This is a genomic window from Limosilactobacillus secaliphilus, from assembly GCF_001437055.1.
Taxonomy (GTDB): Bacteria; Bacillota; Bacilli; order Lactobacillales; family Lactobacillaceae; genus Limosilactobacillus; species Limosilactobacillus secaliphilus.
Window position 1 is genome coordinate 113990 of the sequence record NZ_JQBW01000005.1, and the last position, 15361, is coordinate 129350.

The window sequence follows — 15361 nt, forward strand, 5'->3', positions numbered from 1 at the left end:
AACTTATCCTTTCTATTTTTCACGTTTTTGTTGTTCAATCTTGCTTGTCCGCATCCCCGGGAAGATCCAGTTCCACTTACCACAAAGCTTGATCATTGCTGGCACAAAGATCAATCGGACAATAAAGGCATCAAAGAAGACCCCAAAGGCTAGTGCTAACCCGATTGACTTGCTAGTTGGGTTAGTAGTAACGGCAAAACTACCGAATACGGAAATCATAATTAACCCAGCGGTAATGATAACCTTAGCGTTTTCGCGCATACCGACGCGAACTGCCTCAGTAGTATCCCCAGTTAACAGGTAAATCTCCCGAATCCGTGATACTAGGAAAACTTCATAGTCCATTGCCAGACCAAATAAGATTCCAATGGCAATCACTGGTAAGAAAGCAATAATCGGTGCTCCCTTACTAATACCGAAAACAGTATGCATAACGGCATCTTGCATAACAGCGGTCAAGGCACCAAATGATGCCAAGAGTGACATTCCAAAGCCAGCCATAGCAACTAGCGGGATAATGAAGGAACGGAAAACTAACATCATTAAGACAAAGGCCAGTGCCATAACAATTCCAGCAAATATTGGAATGGCATGGTTTAGCTTTTGAACGATATCGATATTGATAGCGTTGGATCCCGTGAGAATAAGTTTGGTATTCATCTTATCTTCAGTTGTGTTGGAATATTTCTTTATATTGTGAGCTAACTTATCAGTCTTAACTGATTCAGGTCCATAGGTAGGGATCACCATGAAGACAGCGTAGTTTCCGTCGGGCAGCTTACCACCTGACTGCTGAAGCATCATTTGTTGCTGAGCGGCACTTGCTTGCTGACCGGGCTGTCCTTGACCAGCCATTTCCTGCTGTTTAGCGGATTGTTGAGCAGCGCTTGTGGTACTACCAGGTTTCTGAGAATTATTCATTTGACCAGGTTGAGGTTGCTGGCCTTGTTGCATTCCGGATTGACCAGAGCCAACTTTACCTCCGCCACTGATCATCCCCGGTGTCGCCATCTTGACGTACTTCATATTGGACAGATGATCGGTGATCTTCATGACTGTCTGTTGTTTTTCCTGCGGACTGGCATTCTTGTCTAACTTGGCAACAACAATTAATTGACCATTGATTCCCTCGCCAAACTTATCGGACAGAATATCATAAGCCTTTCGCTCAGTCTGATTGGTTGGTAATGCGCCATTATAAGGCATTCCCAATCTCATATGACCAGACGGAATGGCAAATGCTATAAGAACCAGCACACTGGCAATCGCAGTGACAAACGGGTGCTTGATAATCGTATGTTCAACTATCCCACTTTTGTTCTTGCGGTGATGTGGTTCTTCTTTTGCTGGTTTAATATGCCGATGAGCTAACGAAATCAGTGCTGGTAACAGAGTCATTGCTGATAAGATCGCAAAAGCCACCCCAACAGCAGCAGCTAGTCCCATTTGCGTCAAGAAGTCAATACCAACCAGACTTAAGCCCGATACTGCAATAATGACTGTGATTCCTGCAAATAGTACTGAACTACCTGCAGTTCCCATGGCATCACCAAGAGCTGTAAGGTAATCATTTTGTGTCGGACGATTAGTCCGATAACGGTTGATGATGAAGAGGGCGTAATCAATCCCACAGGCTAGGCTAAGGATCATCGCCAAACTCTGGGCGACTGATGCGGTCTCAAAGTAGTTAGAACCAATTCCGATAACTATAAGACCCAGTGCCAAGCCGGTAACCGCACTAATGATTGGTAGGCCAGCCGTGATAAAGGAACGAAAGAGAACCATCATGAAGACAAAAGCGATTGCGACACCAATCAGCTCGGCAATTTCATTAACCCCCATCGGGTGAATTGAAACGGTTCCGGTGTATTCTACTTCAACACCTTTCTGGTCATCTAATGTTTTGAAAGCTTGTTGCGTCTTATGGATTGTCGCTGGAGTAACCGAATTTGTCTTCTGGTCATAGGTTACCGTTGCGTAAGTAGTCGTCAGATCTTTGCTAAACTTTTGTTCCTGATAAGGGTTAGTAACAGACGCTACGTGTGGTTTCTTCTTTGCCTTAGTTACGGCACTATTAATTGCCTGTTCTGTTTTTGGTTGCAATAATCCTTTCTTATCTTTGGTTTTTATTACAACCTGAAGGGTTCCATGATCAGTGTCCTGGTGAAATTCCTTCTTTAAGGTTGATTGAATTTCAGTTGATGGAATTCCTGAGATGGATAGTGACTCATTGTAGTTGGAGCCTAACTTAGCTACGATAGTTCCGAAGCCGAGTAATGCTACTAACCATATAATAATTGCGGCCCACTTGTGTTTGGCCATACACTGGCCGATTTTCTTTAATAGTTTTCCCATACTCTCTCCTCTTTCTTTATTGACTTTCTAAATTATAGTCAGCATAATTTTAATGAACTATAGATAATAAAGTATCACTGCCAATTAAAGCGACAGTGTTGAGAAAGTGGTGATAAAGTGGCGGATTTAAGAAAATTACGCACCCAGCGAGAAATTCAACAAGCACTGGCTGACCTCCTATTAAAGAAGACATTCAGTAAAATTACGGTAACCGACATTGTTAACAAGGCGCTGATTAATCGCAACACCTTTTACCTGCATTATCGGGATAAGTATGACTTAGTTGAACAGATAATAATGACAATGGTTGACCAATCAAGTTTCTCCATCAACGAATTCAATACAACACCATTCTATTTCTTACGATCAATCTCAAATGAAGCTTCTGACTTGGGACATCAGATCATCAACCGCCAGCGAGCAGACAGCGAATTTCAGGAAGTAGTTTTAAAAACTATTCTCAAATTGGTAATGACAGATGCTGACAGTTCTAACAGTCAGATTTGGTTTACTTTCGGTAAGCTTTCTGCAATCATGGCCTGGAATAACCAACACGGCTATTACTATGACATCATTCAAGACGCTGACCAACTTCAGCAAATTTTTGACACTGAAGAATTTCCTAATTTAAATGACTGATTAATCAATGGTTTCTCATATAAAGGCTTAAAATATTACTTTTTTCACATTTCAAACCCGTTAAAACGCCTGATACTATTTATCCGCGATGATTCTCACCATGGTAAACTTTCACGTGAAAAAAGCTGAAAAGTCATTAACGCTTTTACGTGAAATAGCCAGTTATAACGACTATCACCGCCGTTATAACTGGCTATTAAACTCAATTATTGAGTTTTTATGGCAAACATTTTGGCAAACAAACATGTAGTCTTAAGTGAGTTAGTCTAGTTTTAAGGTTGCCAAAATGCCGTTATCATGCGCTTCCAACTCTAAGTTACATTACAATTCTATTCGGTATCAATAGTCATAGACGCAAAGCTTATCAAATTCCACCATATTTCTCATTTTTTCACACACTAAAATCGTTAAAGCCCTTGACGCCGTTGACCTACGGCAATTCACCGTGGTTCAAAGCAACACGATAATCGTTCACGTGAGAAAAAAGTGAGAAGTCAATAACGTTTTTTAACGTAAAATAGCCTATTCTAACGACTGAAAATGCCGTCAGAATAGGCTATTAGACTCTTTATAGTGCTGACTAGAGGGTTCGAACCCCCGACCTCCTCATTATTGCCTATCGACAAGCATTTTGTTTACTAAGACAAGCGTTTCAGCGATTGCTTGTCAAATTGCTTATCGAATTTAATAAGAATCAACAAGCTTTTTATCTGCTTTTATACTTTGTATTAACTGATTGGCCAATTTTTTTAATATTTTTTTGGGCTATTAACTCTCTAACGTTTTTTCTAGTCTTATAAATAGTCAGGCCTAAGTAACTTGATATTTCTTTTATACTCAGAGCGCCTTTTTCCTGCAAAAGTAAAACGATGCGGTCTGCATCAGATAAATTATTTTCTACTTTTTTCGACTTATTATTATAGTTCAAATTAGGAAAAATCACCTTAAACATATGTGGTGTAACTTTGAATTCTGGCTGAACCCCAGTCCCATCATATGACTCGAACATTCGATTAATTCCAGTTCCATAATTTTCAATATAATTCATCTTATCTAAAATATGAACTAATTGAGGATTACGAACAGCTGTCATTCCATCCTTAATTTCATCTAACGTTAATCCATCAGGAATACCACCTGGTGATAGAATCTCCATCCGATCTTCAAAAAACTGAATTTTAATATAAAGAATGTAATAAATAGTCTCGATGGGCAAATGCATTAACTACCGCTTCTCGAATCGCTTCATCTGGATAGTCTTTTCTTTCTTCTCTCTGAGGCGCACCAGTGAACCATACTCTAGTTTTATTATTCAAACTAATATAATTGAGCAAATTATCAATCTGTCCAGTTAATGCTCCAGAAAATTCCTGTTTATCTTGAAACTCCATGACTGTTGTTCCTTGATAGACAGCAGCTTTTACTACATATGGATTCTGATCACTAACTAACAGTGCAGCATTATTATATAAATGGCTATTATTGAACATTCGCAAAGCCTTTGGACTAAATTTAATTTTCCTTTGCTTGGCTCGTTCTTCTAGCTTCCCAAAAGTTAAGTTTTGTTCTTTAGACTCCTCAGAATCAAATTCATCATTCCCAGAGTTCTGTTGAATCATTCTCTTAACTTGCTCATTAGTTGCTTTTACTGAAGAACTACCATAGCGAATATATACGCCATTCGAATCTAGTCCATTTTGTGCAATTGAATATGGCTTATGTCTTCCTTCTTTGATCTTTATCAAGAACGGGTCATGATTAACGTCAATATCAATCAAACTAAATGGTGTTGGGTAAAAAGCATTAGTATACCAGTGATTCAAAGTTTCTTCCCATTCATGCTTCTCTTCATCTGATACCTTTAATGGTTTTTTAGTTTCATCATCAACACCAACGAAGATTTTTCCACCTTTAGTGTTCAGAAAAGCTACAATCTCGCGCTTTAATTTATTAGTTAAAGTGCTTTTGTATTCTATATTGTTATCTTCATTTTCCATATAATTGCCCTTCATATATAAGAATTTGGTAACAATTAATTATATAAAAAAAGGGCCTAGCCTTTCAACTAGGTCCTTTATTAATTATGCTGACTAGAGGGTTCGAACCTCCGACCTCCTCATTACTAGTGAGGTGCTCTGCCAACTGAGCTAAGTCAGCATTAACCAACGACAAATAGTATATCATACCAGCATATAAATACAAGCCCATTTTTAAAAAATTAATGATCAATCCTAAATTTCTTCACAGGTTGGTTTCACACTATTCAACCTATGAAGAAATTAAGAAGGCCGTCATAATGATTTATTAAGCTGGCGCAATTTCTCACTTTTAGGCAATTAGTTCTGTTATAGTTACATCATCAAGAAACACAGGCAAGAGAGAAAGAGGTGAGAATTATTGCAGCATGGAAAAAGTGGTGGGTTGCTCTGCTATTCCTGCCACAAATTTTAGCCGGCAGTGGCGTAATTTTACTTTGGTACTTCCAAAACGAACAGTGGGCACGGCTTACGCTCAACTGGCTGGCTACCGATCCGGGACAAATAACGCTCGTAGTCATTGCCGCTTACGCAATCTTCATGGCGTTGGCAACAATTAGCGTGGCAATCTTCCGGCCAACAACCACTAAGCAGTTAACAGTTGCTCGTGATGGAGCTTTTCACGTCAAAGTTGACCAAGAAGCGGTCGAAAAACACTTGCGGCTGGCTTTGGCTGAATACGAACTCTACAACGCACAGGCGCACGTCAAAATGCACCGCAACAGTCAGCAGGCCGACGTGAACGTGAGCGGTATGTTGTCAGGACGCGTGGCACCGGAACAGTTGCAAACTGATTTGAAGGCTACCATCGCTAACAGCCTGAAGCAGCATTTCAACATCGACTTGCGTAAGTTGAAGGTTAACTTACAACCATATGACTACAAGCAAGAAGTTGCCATCGTATAGGAGGTGAATTATGAGACTAACAGCAATGTTTGCGGCACTTGGCCTGATCATTAGCGTCAGCTGGGTTGCCTGGGGCTTCTTGCCCATGCTGGCAATCCTGCTCACCACATTAATTTTCGGCACAATTGGCTACATCTTAGACATTCTGGGTTACTCACTCAATCAACTGAAGAACAACATTTTAGAACGACTTGGCGAATAGCCATACCAAAGGAGAAACTACTATGCCTAACACAAACCAAAATACTAAACCAACGATCGACCAACAATTAACGTTTGATGACCAGGTAATTGAAAAGATTGCTGGCATTACTGCTAGTCGCGTTCCGGGAATCATCTCTTTAAACGGCAACATGTTTAACGAGCTAGCGGAAAAAGTGACTTCCAACAACGACGTGACCAAGGGTATCAAAGTTGATACCGGCGAGAAACAGGTGGCGGTCAAAATGGACGCGACCATCGAATACGGTAAATCCGCACCGGAAATTTTCATGGCTGTCTGCAATGAAGTTGCTGCCGCCATCGACCAAATGACGGGCCTCAAATTAGTGAAGTTTGAGCTGCATATCAACGATGTTCAAACCAAATCTGAGTTGAACCAGCAAACGGAAGACGCTCAAGTGGCCTAACAAAAAACTCTCCAAATAAATAAAGAATAATTAACTAGCCTTCATTAAGGCACAAAAAAAGGACGAGCAAATCTGCTCATCCTTTTTTATTACTTAAGTGATTGATCTAGCAAATACCACAAAGACCCAGAACGATCCCTAAGATCATGATGTCTAACATGACCCAGTTAACGTTGACGTGCTTGTTGTGGATCAGATAGAAGGCACCAAGAGTTACACACAGTGGTACCAAGCCCAGGAACAGTTGGTCCAAGTAAGTTTGGATCTTCATAACTTGGGAACTGCCCTTAACCGTTACGGCCAAGATAGTCTTGAACTTAACGTTGGAAGCAGTCATTGAACCCATCATCATCAGACCTAACAGACTGGAAACCTTGGTCAGGATCTTCATACCGCCAGATTCATACAGGCGTTCGATGAAGGTCGTCCCGACAGAATAACCACCGTAGAGGGAGTAGTATTGAATGATATATGCAGGAATGTTGTATAAGAGCCAGAAAACAATCGCACCCAGCGGTGAACCAGCACTAGCCAGTGAAATACCAATCCCGGCAGCAACGACCCGTAAGATACCCCAGAAGAATGAGTCACCGATACCAGACAGCGGGCCCATCAGTGAGGCCTTAATGGCAGTGATTGAGCTAGCATCAAAGTTTTCCGGATCTTCGGCATTCTTCTTTTCCATGGAAGCAACTAAGCCGACGATAAAGTCGTTCAAGTGCAGCGTGGCGTTGAACCAGGTGGTGTGCCGAACAATGGCCTTCGTCCGCTCTTCCGGCTTGTCCTTGTAGAGCAGGTCGATCATCGGCATCAAGGTCCACAGGAAACCTAACCCGTGGTATTGGGTGGCACCGGTCCGTGATGCGTTCATTGCGTATGACCGCCAGAAGACACGCCGCATTGCTTTTCTTTCAGCAGGTTGTAAGTCTTTAGTTAATTTTCTCATGAGAAGAAGTCCTCCTCTTCTTCTTCCTTACTCTCGTGAGCGTTAGAAGATTGATTACTCTTAACACCTTCAGAAGCTAACTTGTTGTAACGCATGTCACTCTGTGCAACTACGACACAGATAACAATCCCGATGGCTGCAACGGCAACGGCTGGCAGCTTCATGTATGCGGTCAGCACGAAACCAAGCAGGTAGAAGACAGCCAACTTGTTGTTCCACAGCAGTTTCATCAGCATAGCGAACCCAACGGCAGGCAGCAGGCCACCGGCAGCGTTCAAACCGTTCATGACCACTTTTGGAATGTGGGTAACGAAGGCGTTCACTGGGCCAGAGCCGGCCAGAACACCGATGAAGGAAACGGCAGAAATGATGCAGTAGTAGAATACCCAAGTTCCCCATTGCAGGGCGTTAATCTTGCGTTCGTTACCTTCAGCAGCAATCCGGTCAAGGACTGGGGCGAAGATGTTGAAGAAGACGTTCTTTAAGAACATAACAACGAATGCGGCCAACATACCGATTGGAATAGCCAGCGTCAAGGCAGCACCCTTGCTGACCCCAGCGGTGATGGCGAAAGTCGTGGAAATAACAGTCGCAGTAACTGGTTCGGCGGAAATAACCCCACCGATGTTAACGTTCCCCAGGAAGATGGCTTCCAGGGAGGCCCCCATCAGGATCCCTTGGCGCATGTCACCCATCAAAAGTCCGGTGACCAGGCCAACAACCAGCGGACGTTCCAGCATACTTTGCCCGGTCAGGTAGTTACCCCCGAAGCAGATGAAGACGGCCACGAAGGCCAATAAAGCATGAGTTAGCATTGCTTACCCTCCTAACTATTCGACCTTCTTGAGGGCTTCAGCCAAGTCGTGCTTTTCGTTGCTTGGGAGCACCTGATTATAGGTCTTGACACTGGTTAAACTAGCCAATTCCTTAGCGGCTTGTAATTCATCAGGGTTTAATTGAACACTGTGGAAGACTTCAACTTTGCTCTTTGGGTCAGACTTGTCGAACCGGCCGGCGTTGGCAACGTTAACGGCTTCGACATCGTGAACTTCATGGGCAATCTTGTTGGCATCGGATACACAGTTGCAAAGGGCGAAGATTCGCTTGTCCTTGCCACGAGGGTCGTTCAAAACCTTGATTGCGTCATCAACGGAACGAATCAGGCACTTAACGCCATCCGGAACGGCCATCTTCAGAGTCATCTGCATCACTTTGTCGTTAGCAGCATGGTCGTTGGCAACAACAATCAACTTTGTATTCAATTCCTTGGTCCAAACCACGGCAACCTGTCCGTGAATCAAACGGTCATCAACTTTAAGTTGTGCTAACATTTCAAATTACCTCCTACACAAAATTACTAATCAAAGAAATCGTCATCTGATTCGCTATCATCCGTTGTTTCCAACTTAACGGGCTTGATTGCGCTCTCGGTGATGGCTTGATTGATGATGTCATCGGTTAATTTCGTACCTTCTGGCTGCAGAATAATCGACAGAATAATAGCTAAGTTTGAATTGGCAATCAGGAAAATCCCCTTCTTGCTCTTTGCAGCCAGGCGGGAAACGACCTTTTGATTAACCGATCCACCATAAAGGTCGGTGAAAATCACGGCCTGTTCATCTTCCCCAACACTATCAATAAAGGCGTCAATCTTCGGTGTGTAATCCGAATTATCCAAGTAGGCATCGATCACCGAAACATCGTCACCCTTACCCGTCAGGATGTTCAACGAACTCTGGAAACCACTTGCCAGTTTTCCATGTGTAGCAATCAGATACTTCATGTAATCCCCCTCCTTTAATTTAAGAACATTTTTACTATAACAGGTTTTACTGATTAATGAAAGCGTTTACTTTAAACTTTTTGCGTATTTTTGTCTATTAGTTTCAAACTCAATAGCATGTAACCGCATTTTTGCCCAATAAAATCCCCACATGATTAACAATTTCTGTCATAGTTTTATAAAAACGACGACCATTAGTGGATGATTTATTCAACACAAATAAAAAAATTCGAGGATAACCGAATTACGCCGATTATCCTCGAACTGATAAACATTAATTATTTGTCTGTTAAGCAGATGGCAGCTTAGTCTGATTATAGAAGTCGACATGAGCACTGTTCTGATCAATGGTCATCTTCATAATGGCCCCATTGCCCGGGCCTTCGTAATTGTGGCCTGGCTCGCCAAAGACATTTGCCAGGTAGCGGATAATCGAGCCGTGAGAAACCACGACAACGGTGCTCTTATCCGGTAAACCGCGCAGAAAGTCGACTGCCCGCTGGCAACGATCGTTTAATTCTTCGCTGCTTGAGGCCAGGTGTGACGGGTCGGCTTTGTGCAGCATATCATGCAGCTTTGGCATCCCATATTCGTCAATGATCTGACTTAGGCGACGGATCCGCTTGCCAACGACCATGCTGGCAAAGATGGCCCCCTCTTCGTTAGCAAAGCCTTCAAAAGAGCCATAGAATACTTCACGAAAAAGCTTATTTTGTTCAGGTTCCTTGATGTTAGTGTGCGGATTTTGTGCAATTAATAGTTTTGCGGTATTGATTGCCCGCATCATGTCACTCGAGAAAAGGTAATCAACCTTCAAAGATGATAATGCCTTACCAACCGCAACCGCGTCTTGTTCACCCTTCTCGGTCAACGGACTATCGGCCCATCCTTGCAGACGACTGAAGCGATTGAAGTAGGTTTCGCCATGGCGAACAAAGTAAACATTAATGGCCATTGTATTTCCTCCATCCTGATAATTTAGCTAGGCTTATTGTATCATAGTAAACGTTTACAGTTAGACAAATTACACTTTTACCACCAATAATTTAATATTAATAAACTATTAATGACTATTAGTTTAAGCTTACTACCCTTAAAAAGACTATTAAAATCAGCAAAAAAAGCCGGGCCAAACTTTTGACCCGGCTTCAATTTATCCGCGATCTAATTAAAAACAGGACAATGTTACTTCATCTGTGCACTCTTCAGTAATTCGTCAAAGTGCTTGTAGAAGATGTCCTTGTCGGCCTTGGTAACCAGGGTCAATTTCCGGCCATCAGGGCTCTTGTAGGTCCGGCCAGCAGCGCGACCATGGATTTCAACGGCTGCCTTTTCCTGCTGGGATTCAACAATGTCTGGGTAAAGGCTGGACAAAGTAGTCAGCACATCCCACAGGTAGTAAGTAGAGTCGGCTTCGTCAGCGAGTACCAGTGAATAGCCTTGACCAACCAAGTCAAAGGCAGGATATTTACGGTTGACAGCAAAGTGGTGCCGCAGTTCAGGCGTCAATGGAATCTCTTCCGTACTTTCCAGGCCCACCATCTGAATGTCTAACTTGGAATCGAAGACCGTCTTAACAGCTTCGGGGTCCCAGAAGGCATTCCATTCAGCGGTGCCGTCAAAGCCTGGTTCGTTAGTATTACCGTGACCGTCTAAGCAGCCACCCATCCAGTACAGTTTCTCAATGTTGTCCTGGATTGATGGGTCAATTTCTAAGGCCCGGGCAAGATCAGTCAGTGGACCAGTCATTACCAGGGTCACAGGAGCATCTGAACCCTTGATTTTATCAATCATATCGAGGTGTGCCGGCTTGGCAGCCTGCTTCGTTTCCACCGTGCCGCGTTCATTTAAGATTGGCAGGTCGTTAAACGAAAATGCACTCAAGCGCCAGTTGGATGGGAATTGGTGGTGAGCCCGTGAGTCGGACTTAGCAACTTCCAGATCGTCGCCACGCAGGTTGAACCGGTCGATGATCTTCCGGGCGGTCATTACCGCTGGGTCAACATAGCAATCGGCATCGATCACACCTACACCAAGCAGCTTAATGTCTGGTGCTTGCAATAACAGTAACAGAGAAACTAAATCGTCGACATTACCATCGTTATTGAAATATACGTTTTTCAAGTTCAGTACCTGCTATATAAAACATGGAATTAAGCAGAGTTAAATGGATTTCCTACTTAACAAGAAAGAAATACAGTTATTCCTTTCTCAATTTTATTTACCACCGTCAACACCAGTATTCCCATATCCTAACCAGAGGGTAATGACAGTGACCAGCTCTGATGGCTTAAGGGTGTAGCCCACCCCCATTTGTCTTTAAACTAATTGCAATAAGTTCTGAACGGCATTCTCATCACGATCCATAACTGCACCACATTGATAGCATATGTATTCGTTATGCTTTGTGTGGTGTTTGTGATTACCAGCTAACAGGATTCGGTCGTCCCTTGTCTTAACATGTCCACACTGTGAACAACGCTGGGTACTTGGGTAGGATCGATCAGCTAATACTAATCGCTTACCATACCATTCACATTTATACGCTAAAGTCTGGCGGAAATAGCCGAATAGTGAACGTTGCAAGCCTTTAGATGCTACATGACTCATCTGCATTTGCTTAACTGCTAAATCTTCAATCACGATCGTATCGTTTTTAGAGACTAGTTGAGTAGTCAGTTTCTGCATTAAGTCGTGTTGAATGTTGGCTACTCGCCGATAATCTCGTTGCAATTTGGTTCTCGTTGCCACGTAATTATTCGACTGAGCAGCTTGCTTACCATTCTCTTTTTGCTTATGGGCCAGTTGCCGTTGATAATGCTTGATCCGCTGGTAAAGAAACCGCAAACGTTTTGGAAATACACTGATCCTTTTGCCTGGCAAATTGAAATGGCCAACATTAACATCAACTGCTGTCTTCTTACCAGTCTTAGACTGCGGTGCCACAGGTTTTTCTAGCGGTAGAGTTGCCCAGTATTTACCGTTCTCCCGCACAATTGAAACAACCCCTAACTTTCCTGATAGGCCTTTAGCACCTTTGAGTTTGATATCGGCCCATTTATTAATTCCATGGGGCTTATCCAAGCGAAGTTTCCCATTAATTAATTTGGCTCGATCAGTTTTGAATCCTTGCCTAGGTGCCCGTTTGGATTTGAAATGTGGCTTACCCCAGTCCGGTTGAGATTGATCAAAGAAATGTTTCCATGCATTACCAAGGTCAGAAATCGCTAATTGCAGGCATCGAGCAGAATATTGATACTGCCAATCTGCTTTATTAGCAACCATTTCATTACGTGCTTTCCGAAACGTCGGGCGTAGTCGCTTATTATCCATAATCCGTGATTCAGCGTACATGTCATTCCATAAAGCTAAGCCTTGGTTCCAGCAATAACGCCGATAGTCACACAAACCATCTAATACAGTTTGCATTTGTTGATTAGGATATAATCGAACTTTCTCAGTGCGAATCATGATGCTCACCTGTCTTTAATGACGAATCGTTTAACAGTTTTTTCTTGTATTTCCGTAATCCGGATAGGCGACAAGAAAAACTATGAATGATACTGATTAAATCCGATACTAGCTCTTGGTCAGGACTGGTATCAGGATTGTTCAATACTACAATTTTAGCTCCATGCTTTTCACACAATTGTTTGAACCAGTCAAACCCAAAGCGAATAAAGCGATCTTTGTAAGTAACAAAAATTATTTTGATTTGGTTATTCATTACTTCATCCAGCAACTGGTTCCACTTTTTTCGGTTGTAATTCAAGCTACTCCCAATATCACTAAAGGCATCATCAATAATAATGCCTTTCGCATTAGCATATTGGCGAATAAAGGCCATTTGATTTTTTTAATCATCTTTTTGTCCATTAGTAGAAACCCGTGCATAAGCTATAACTTTTCGCTTAGACTGGTTGCTATTATCTTTACCAATGTATTGTAAGTATTGTTCTTCAGTATAATAACGACGATTAGTCGGTGTTCGGTGAGCCTTAAACGTACCGTTATTGTCCCACTTTTGCAAAGTGCGGACGGTAACACCAAGCCTTTCTGCCATTTCTTTTGGCTTTAGCATTGTCATAACATCCACTCCATGTTTTATCTTTCTTGCGGATATTATAACGGTTTTTTCTATATTATTCTATTTTATTGCTAACAGTTATCCCCTCCTTCAAGCTGGTTTGATGATATCACAAATTCATTAAGGCCGAACAAATATTTTGAATTATTTTCTATTCTTCGTTAAGTAAAACATTTTATCCCCGAACAATCGGATTTTATTCGGTTTTTACTAACTTATTGTCAACAAAAAACGCAACCAGTACAGGCACCGGTTACGCTTTTAAATTCTCGATCAAAGATAGTTCAACAATTGACTGGCAATCCGCCGCTGCAGACGCTCATAGCCCAATTTGCTGTAGTGCAAACCATCGGGCTGGAACTTCGTGTTGACCTTGATGAATGGCGACATGCCACTGTTGTTATACAGGTCAATTACCGGCTGTCCATACAAGTGGGCCACCTGCTTAATTGCCTTTACGTAGTCGCTTTGGTGCAAGCCCAAATCGTTGGTCTGCAAAGTAGTCGGGTAGTTCTTGGTTGGGTGATGGAAATTGTTCTTCGTCGGTGTCATCACAATGTACTTGCAATCAGGATAATTACTGAGCAGGTAACGAAGGATGTAATTATAAGCGCCATAGAAGGTATGAGTGTCGACATTATCAATGGAGAAGTCACCCAACGGTACGGAATGCTGAAAGTCGTTAACGCCACCGAAGATTACCATGTAGTCCGCATCTGACACTTTCATGTCTTTCAAACGCTTGACGAAACTGTCTTCCCGGTCGCCACAGTCCGCGATCCGGGAGCCCTTCTTGCCATAGTTCCGGACTTCGGCGAATGGAATCAAATGCTGAAAACCGTGAACCCACGAAATCTTGTTGCTGCCAGTGTGTACCCCATTGTCACCCCAGGTCGTGGAGTCGCCAAAGCAATCCAGGATCTTGTCTTCATAGTAACTTAAATCATTAATATACATTTTATCCTCCTTACTCAGACCGCCTGAGCTAGTCAACGAATCACAAGTAGTATCAATTTGGGCTAATTATTATCAACTTTGGAAACAAGAAAGTAAGCATAAATGGGTGTTTTGCCAAATTGTGAACGTTCACATTTACAGGACAATTGTACAATGTTAAACCCGTAAATGTAAACGCTTTATTACGAATAAGGAACCATAAACGGTCGCTAAAAACACAAATAGCCCTCAGCGTTCTGGGGAAGAAAACGCTGAGAGCTATATTGCTGATTTAGGGTGCAACAACCAATATAAATTGTTGCTAAGTGTACTCACTCATGAAAGCTTGTAATTACATTCTTTATTCCATGTCACTAGCCAAACATGGATTGTTTTGGGGATTAGATCAGAATGTTGTAAAGTCTTGTATCTATTACTTTATTACTTTGCTAAAGTTTCAATGATGAAGTGGTTAATGGTGTCCTTAACTTCTTCAAGGTGGTCAGACTGCGTGGATGCCCGCAGTTCTGATTGTGGCATATCCAAGACCTTTGGTTCGATGGTCTTGAAGTTCTCCTTGCCTTCTTCGATGGACTTGCCGAAGCCTTCGTCCCAACTTGCGTAACGTTGCTTTACCAAGTCGTCTAAGAAGCCGTCTTCCTTCATGGCAGCGGCTACCCGCAGGCCGGCAGCGAAGCTATCCATGCCCACGATGTGGCCATAGAACAGGTCAACTGGCTTGAAGGAAGTCCGCCGTGGCTTGGCATCGAAGTTCAGACCACCGCGAGGACCAATGGAACCGTTCTGAACAACTTCCCACATAGCAGCTGTAGTTTCGTAGAGGTTGGATGGGTATTCATCGATATCCCAGCCGATCAGCTTGTCACCTTGGTTAGCGTCCAGTGAACCTAACAGGCCGGCTTCACGAGCCACCCGAATTTCGTGTTGGTAGGTGTGCATAGCCAAGTTAGCGTGGTTGCCTTCCAAATTCAGCTTGAAGTCCTTGTCCAGACCATATTCACGCATGAAGTTGATGGTGGTTGC

Annotated in this window: 16 protein-coding genes, 1 tRNA gene and 1 pseudogene; 4 read left to right on the top strand and 14 right to left on the bottom strand. The window is 42.7% G+C overall.

The window, feature by feature from the left end; all coding sequences use genetic code 11:
- Positions 1 to 12: 12 nt before the first annotated feature.
- Positions 13 to 2355 (bottom strand): MMPL family transporter, encoded by a 2343-nt coding sequence (locus IV45_RS01915; protein WP_057740134.1) that lies wholly within the window; start codon positions 2353 to 2355, stop codon positions 13 to 15.
- 117 nt (positions 2356 to 2472) lie between these two features.
- On the opposite strand from IV45_RS01915, the gene IV45_RS01920 reads away from it, so the two are divergent.
- A complete protein-coding gene (locus tag IV45_RS01920; RefSeq protein ID WP_057740136.1) occupies positions 2473 to 2994 on the top strand; it encodes a TetR/AcrR family transcriptional regulator in 522 nt (173 codons plus the stop codon).
- 706 nt (positions 2995 to 3700) lie between these two features.
- Here the strand turns inward: IV45_RS01920 and IV45_RS07995 are convergent.
- From IV45_RS07995 to IV45_RS01935, 3 genes are all read right to left on the bottom strand, one after another.
- Entirely contained in the window at positions 3701 to 4150 is a 450-nt protein-coding gene (locus tag IV45_RS07995) for an ATP-binding protein (protein ID WP_235807651.1), read from the bottom strand.
- Positions 4151 to 4172: 22 nt separating this feature from the next.
- Entirely contained in the window at positions 4173 to 4991 is an 819-nt protein-coding gene (locus tag IV45_RS08000; protein ID WP_057740140.1) for an ATP-binding protein, read from the bottom strand.
- 87 nt (positions 4992 to 5078) lie between these two features.
- Positions 5079 to 5151: transfer RNA gene (locus IV45_RS01935), tRNA-Thr, on the bottom strand.
- Positions 5152 to 5381: 230 nt separating this feature from the next.
- Between IV45_RS01935 and amaP the strand changes: the two genes are divergently transcribed.
- Genes amaP through IV45_RS01950 form a run of 3 tightly spaced genes read left to right on the top strand, consistent with a single transcriptional unit; the run spans position 5382 to position 6565 of the window.
- Positions 5382 to 5936, top strand: coding sequence for an alkaline shock response membrane anchor protein AmaP (gene amaP, locus IV45_RS01940; protein WP_235807652.1), 555 nt, complete (start codon positions 5382 to 5384; stop codon positions 5934 to 5936).
- A 10-nt stretch (positions 5937 to 5946) separates the two neighbouring features.
- Positions 5947 to 6138, top strand: a complete 192-nt coding sequence (locus IV45_RS01945; RefSeq protein WP_057740145.1) for a hypothetical protein — start codon at positions 5947 to 5949, stop codon at positions 6136 to 6138.
- A gap of 22 nt (positions 6139 to 6160) precedes the next feature.
- Positions 6161 to 6565, top strand: a complete 405-nt coding sequence (locus IV45_RS01950; protein WP_057740147.1) for an Asp23/Gls24 family envelope stress response protein — start codon at positions 6161 to 6163, stop codon at positions 6563 to 6565.
- A 106-nt stretch (positions 6566 to 6671) separates the two neighbouring features.
- Here the strand turns inward: IV45_RS01950 and IV45_RS01955 are convergent, their stop codons facing one another.
- From IV45_RS01955 to IV45_RS02000, 10 genes and pseudogenes are all read right to left on the bottom strand, one after another.
- On the bottom strand, positions 6672 to 7511 hold the full coding sequence (locus IV45_RS01955; protein ID WP_057740149.1) for a PTS system mannose/fructose/sorbose family transporter subunit IID: 840 nt from the start codon (positions 7509 to 7511) through the stop codon (positions 6672 to 6674).
- Complete coding sequence (locus IV45_RS01960) at positions 7508 to 8326, bottom strand: PTS mannose/fructose/sorbose/N-acetylgalactosamine transporter subunit IIC (protein WP_057740150.1); 819 nt, start codon at positions 8324 to 8326, stop codon at positions 7508 to 7510. The genes IV45_RS01955 and IV45_RS01960 overlap by 4 nt, the downstream gene beginning before the upstream one ends.
- Before the next feature lie 15 nt (positions 8327 to 8341).
- Positions 8342 to 8842 (bottom strand): PTS sugar transporter subunit IIB, encoded by a 501-nt coding sequence (locus tag IV45_RS01965; protein WP_057740152.1) that lies wholly within the window; start codon positions 8840 to 8842, stop codon positions 8342 to 8344.
- Positions 8843 to 8868: 26 nt separating this feature from the next.
- Positions 8869 to 9294 carry a PTS sugar transporter subunit IIA gene (locus tag IV45_RS01970; RefSeq protein WP_057740154.1) on the bottom strand — a complete coding sequence of 142 codons (426 nt, stop codon included), beginning with the start codon at positions 9292 to 9294 and terminating at the stop codon, positions 8869 to 8871.
- 289 nt (positions 9295 to 9583) lie between these two features.
- Complete coding sequence (locus IV45_RS01975; RefSeq protein WP_057740156.1) at positions 9584 to 10249, bottom strand: histidine phosphatase family protein; 666 nt, start codon at positions 10247 to 10249, stop codon at positions 9584 to 9586.
- 230 nt (positions 10250 to 10479) lie between these two features.
- Positions 10480 to 11418 (bottom strand): nucleoside hydrolase, encoded by a 939-nt coding sequence (locus tag IV45_RS01980; protein WP_057740158.1) that lies wholly within the window; start codon positions 11416 to 11418, stop codon positions 10480 to 10482.
- A 195-nt stretch (positions 11419 to 11613) separates the two neighbouring features.
- The gene (locus IV45_RS01985) at positions 11614 to 12765 is read right to left on the bottom strand and encodes an RNA-guided endonuclease InsQ/TnpB family protein (RefSeq protein WP_057740160.1); all 1152 of its coding nucleotides are present in this window, start codon (positions 12763 to 12765) and stop codon (positions 11614 to 11616) included.
- Positions 12752 to 13381: pseudogene (locus IV45_RS01990) on the bottom strand (IS607 family transposase). The gene IV45_RS01985 and the pseudogene IV45_RS01990 overlap by 14 nt, the downstream one beginning before the upstream one ends.
- Positions 13382 to 13654: 273 nt before the next feature.
- On the bottom strand, positions 13655 to 14338 hold the full coding sequence (locus tag IV45_RS01995) for an SGNH/GDSL hydrolase family protein (protein WP_057740162.1): 684 nt from the start codon (positions 14336 to 14338) through the stop codon (positions 13655 to 13657).
- Between the two features lie 420 nt (positions 14339 to 14758).
- Positions 14759 to 15361: apurinic/apyrimidinic endonuclease family protein (locus tag IV45_RS02000; protein WP_476703299.1), on the bottom strand; the 603-nt coding region annotated here is incomplete at its 5' end.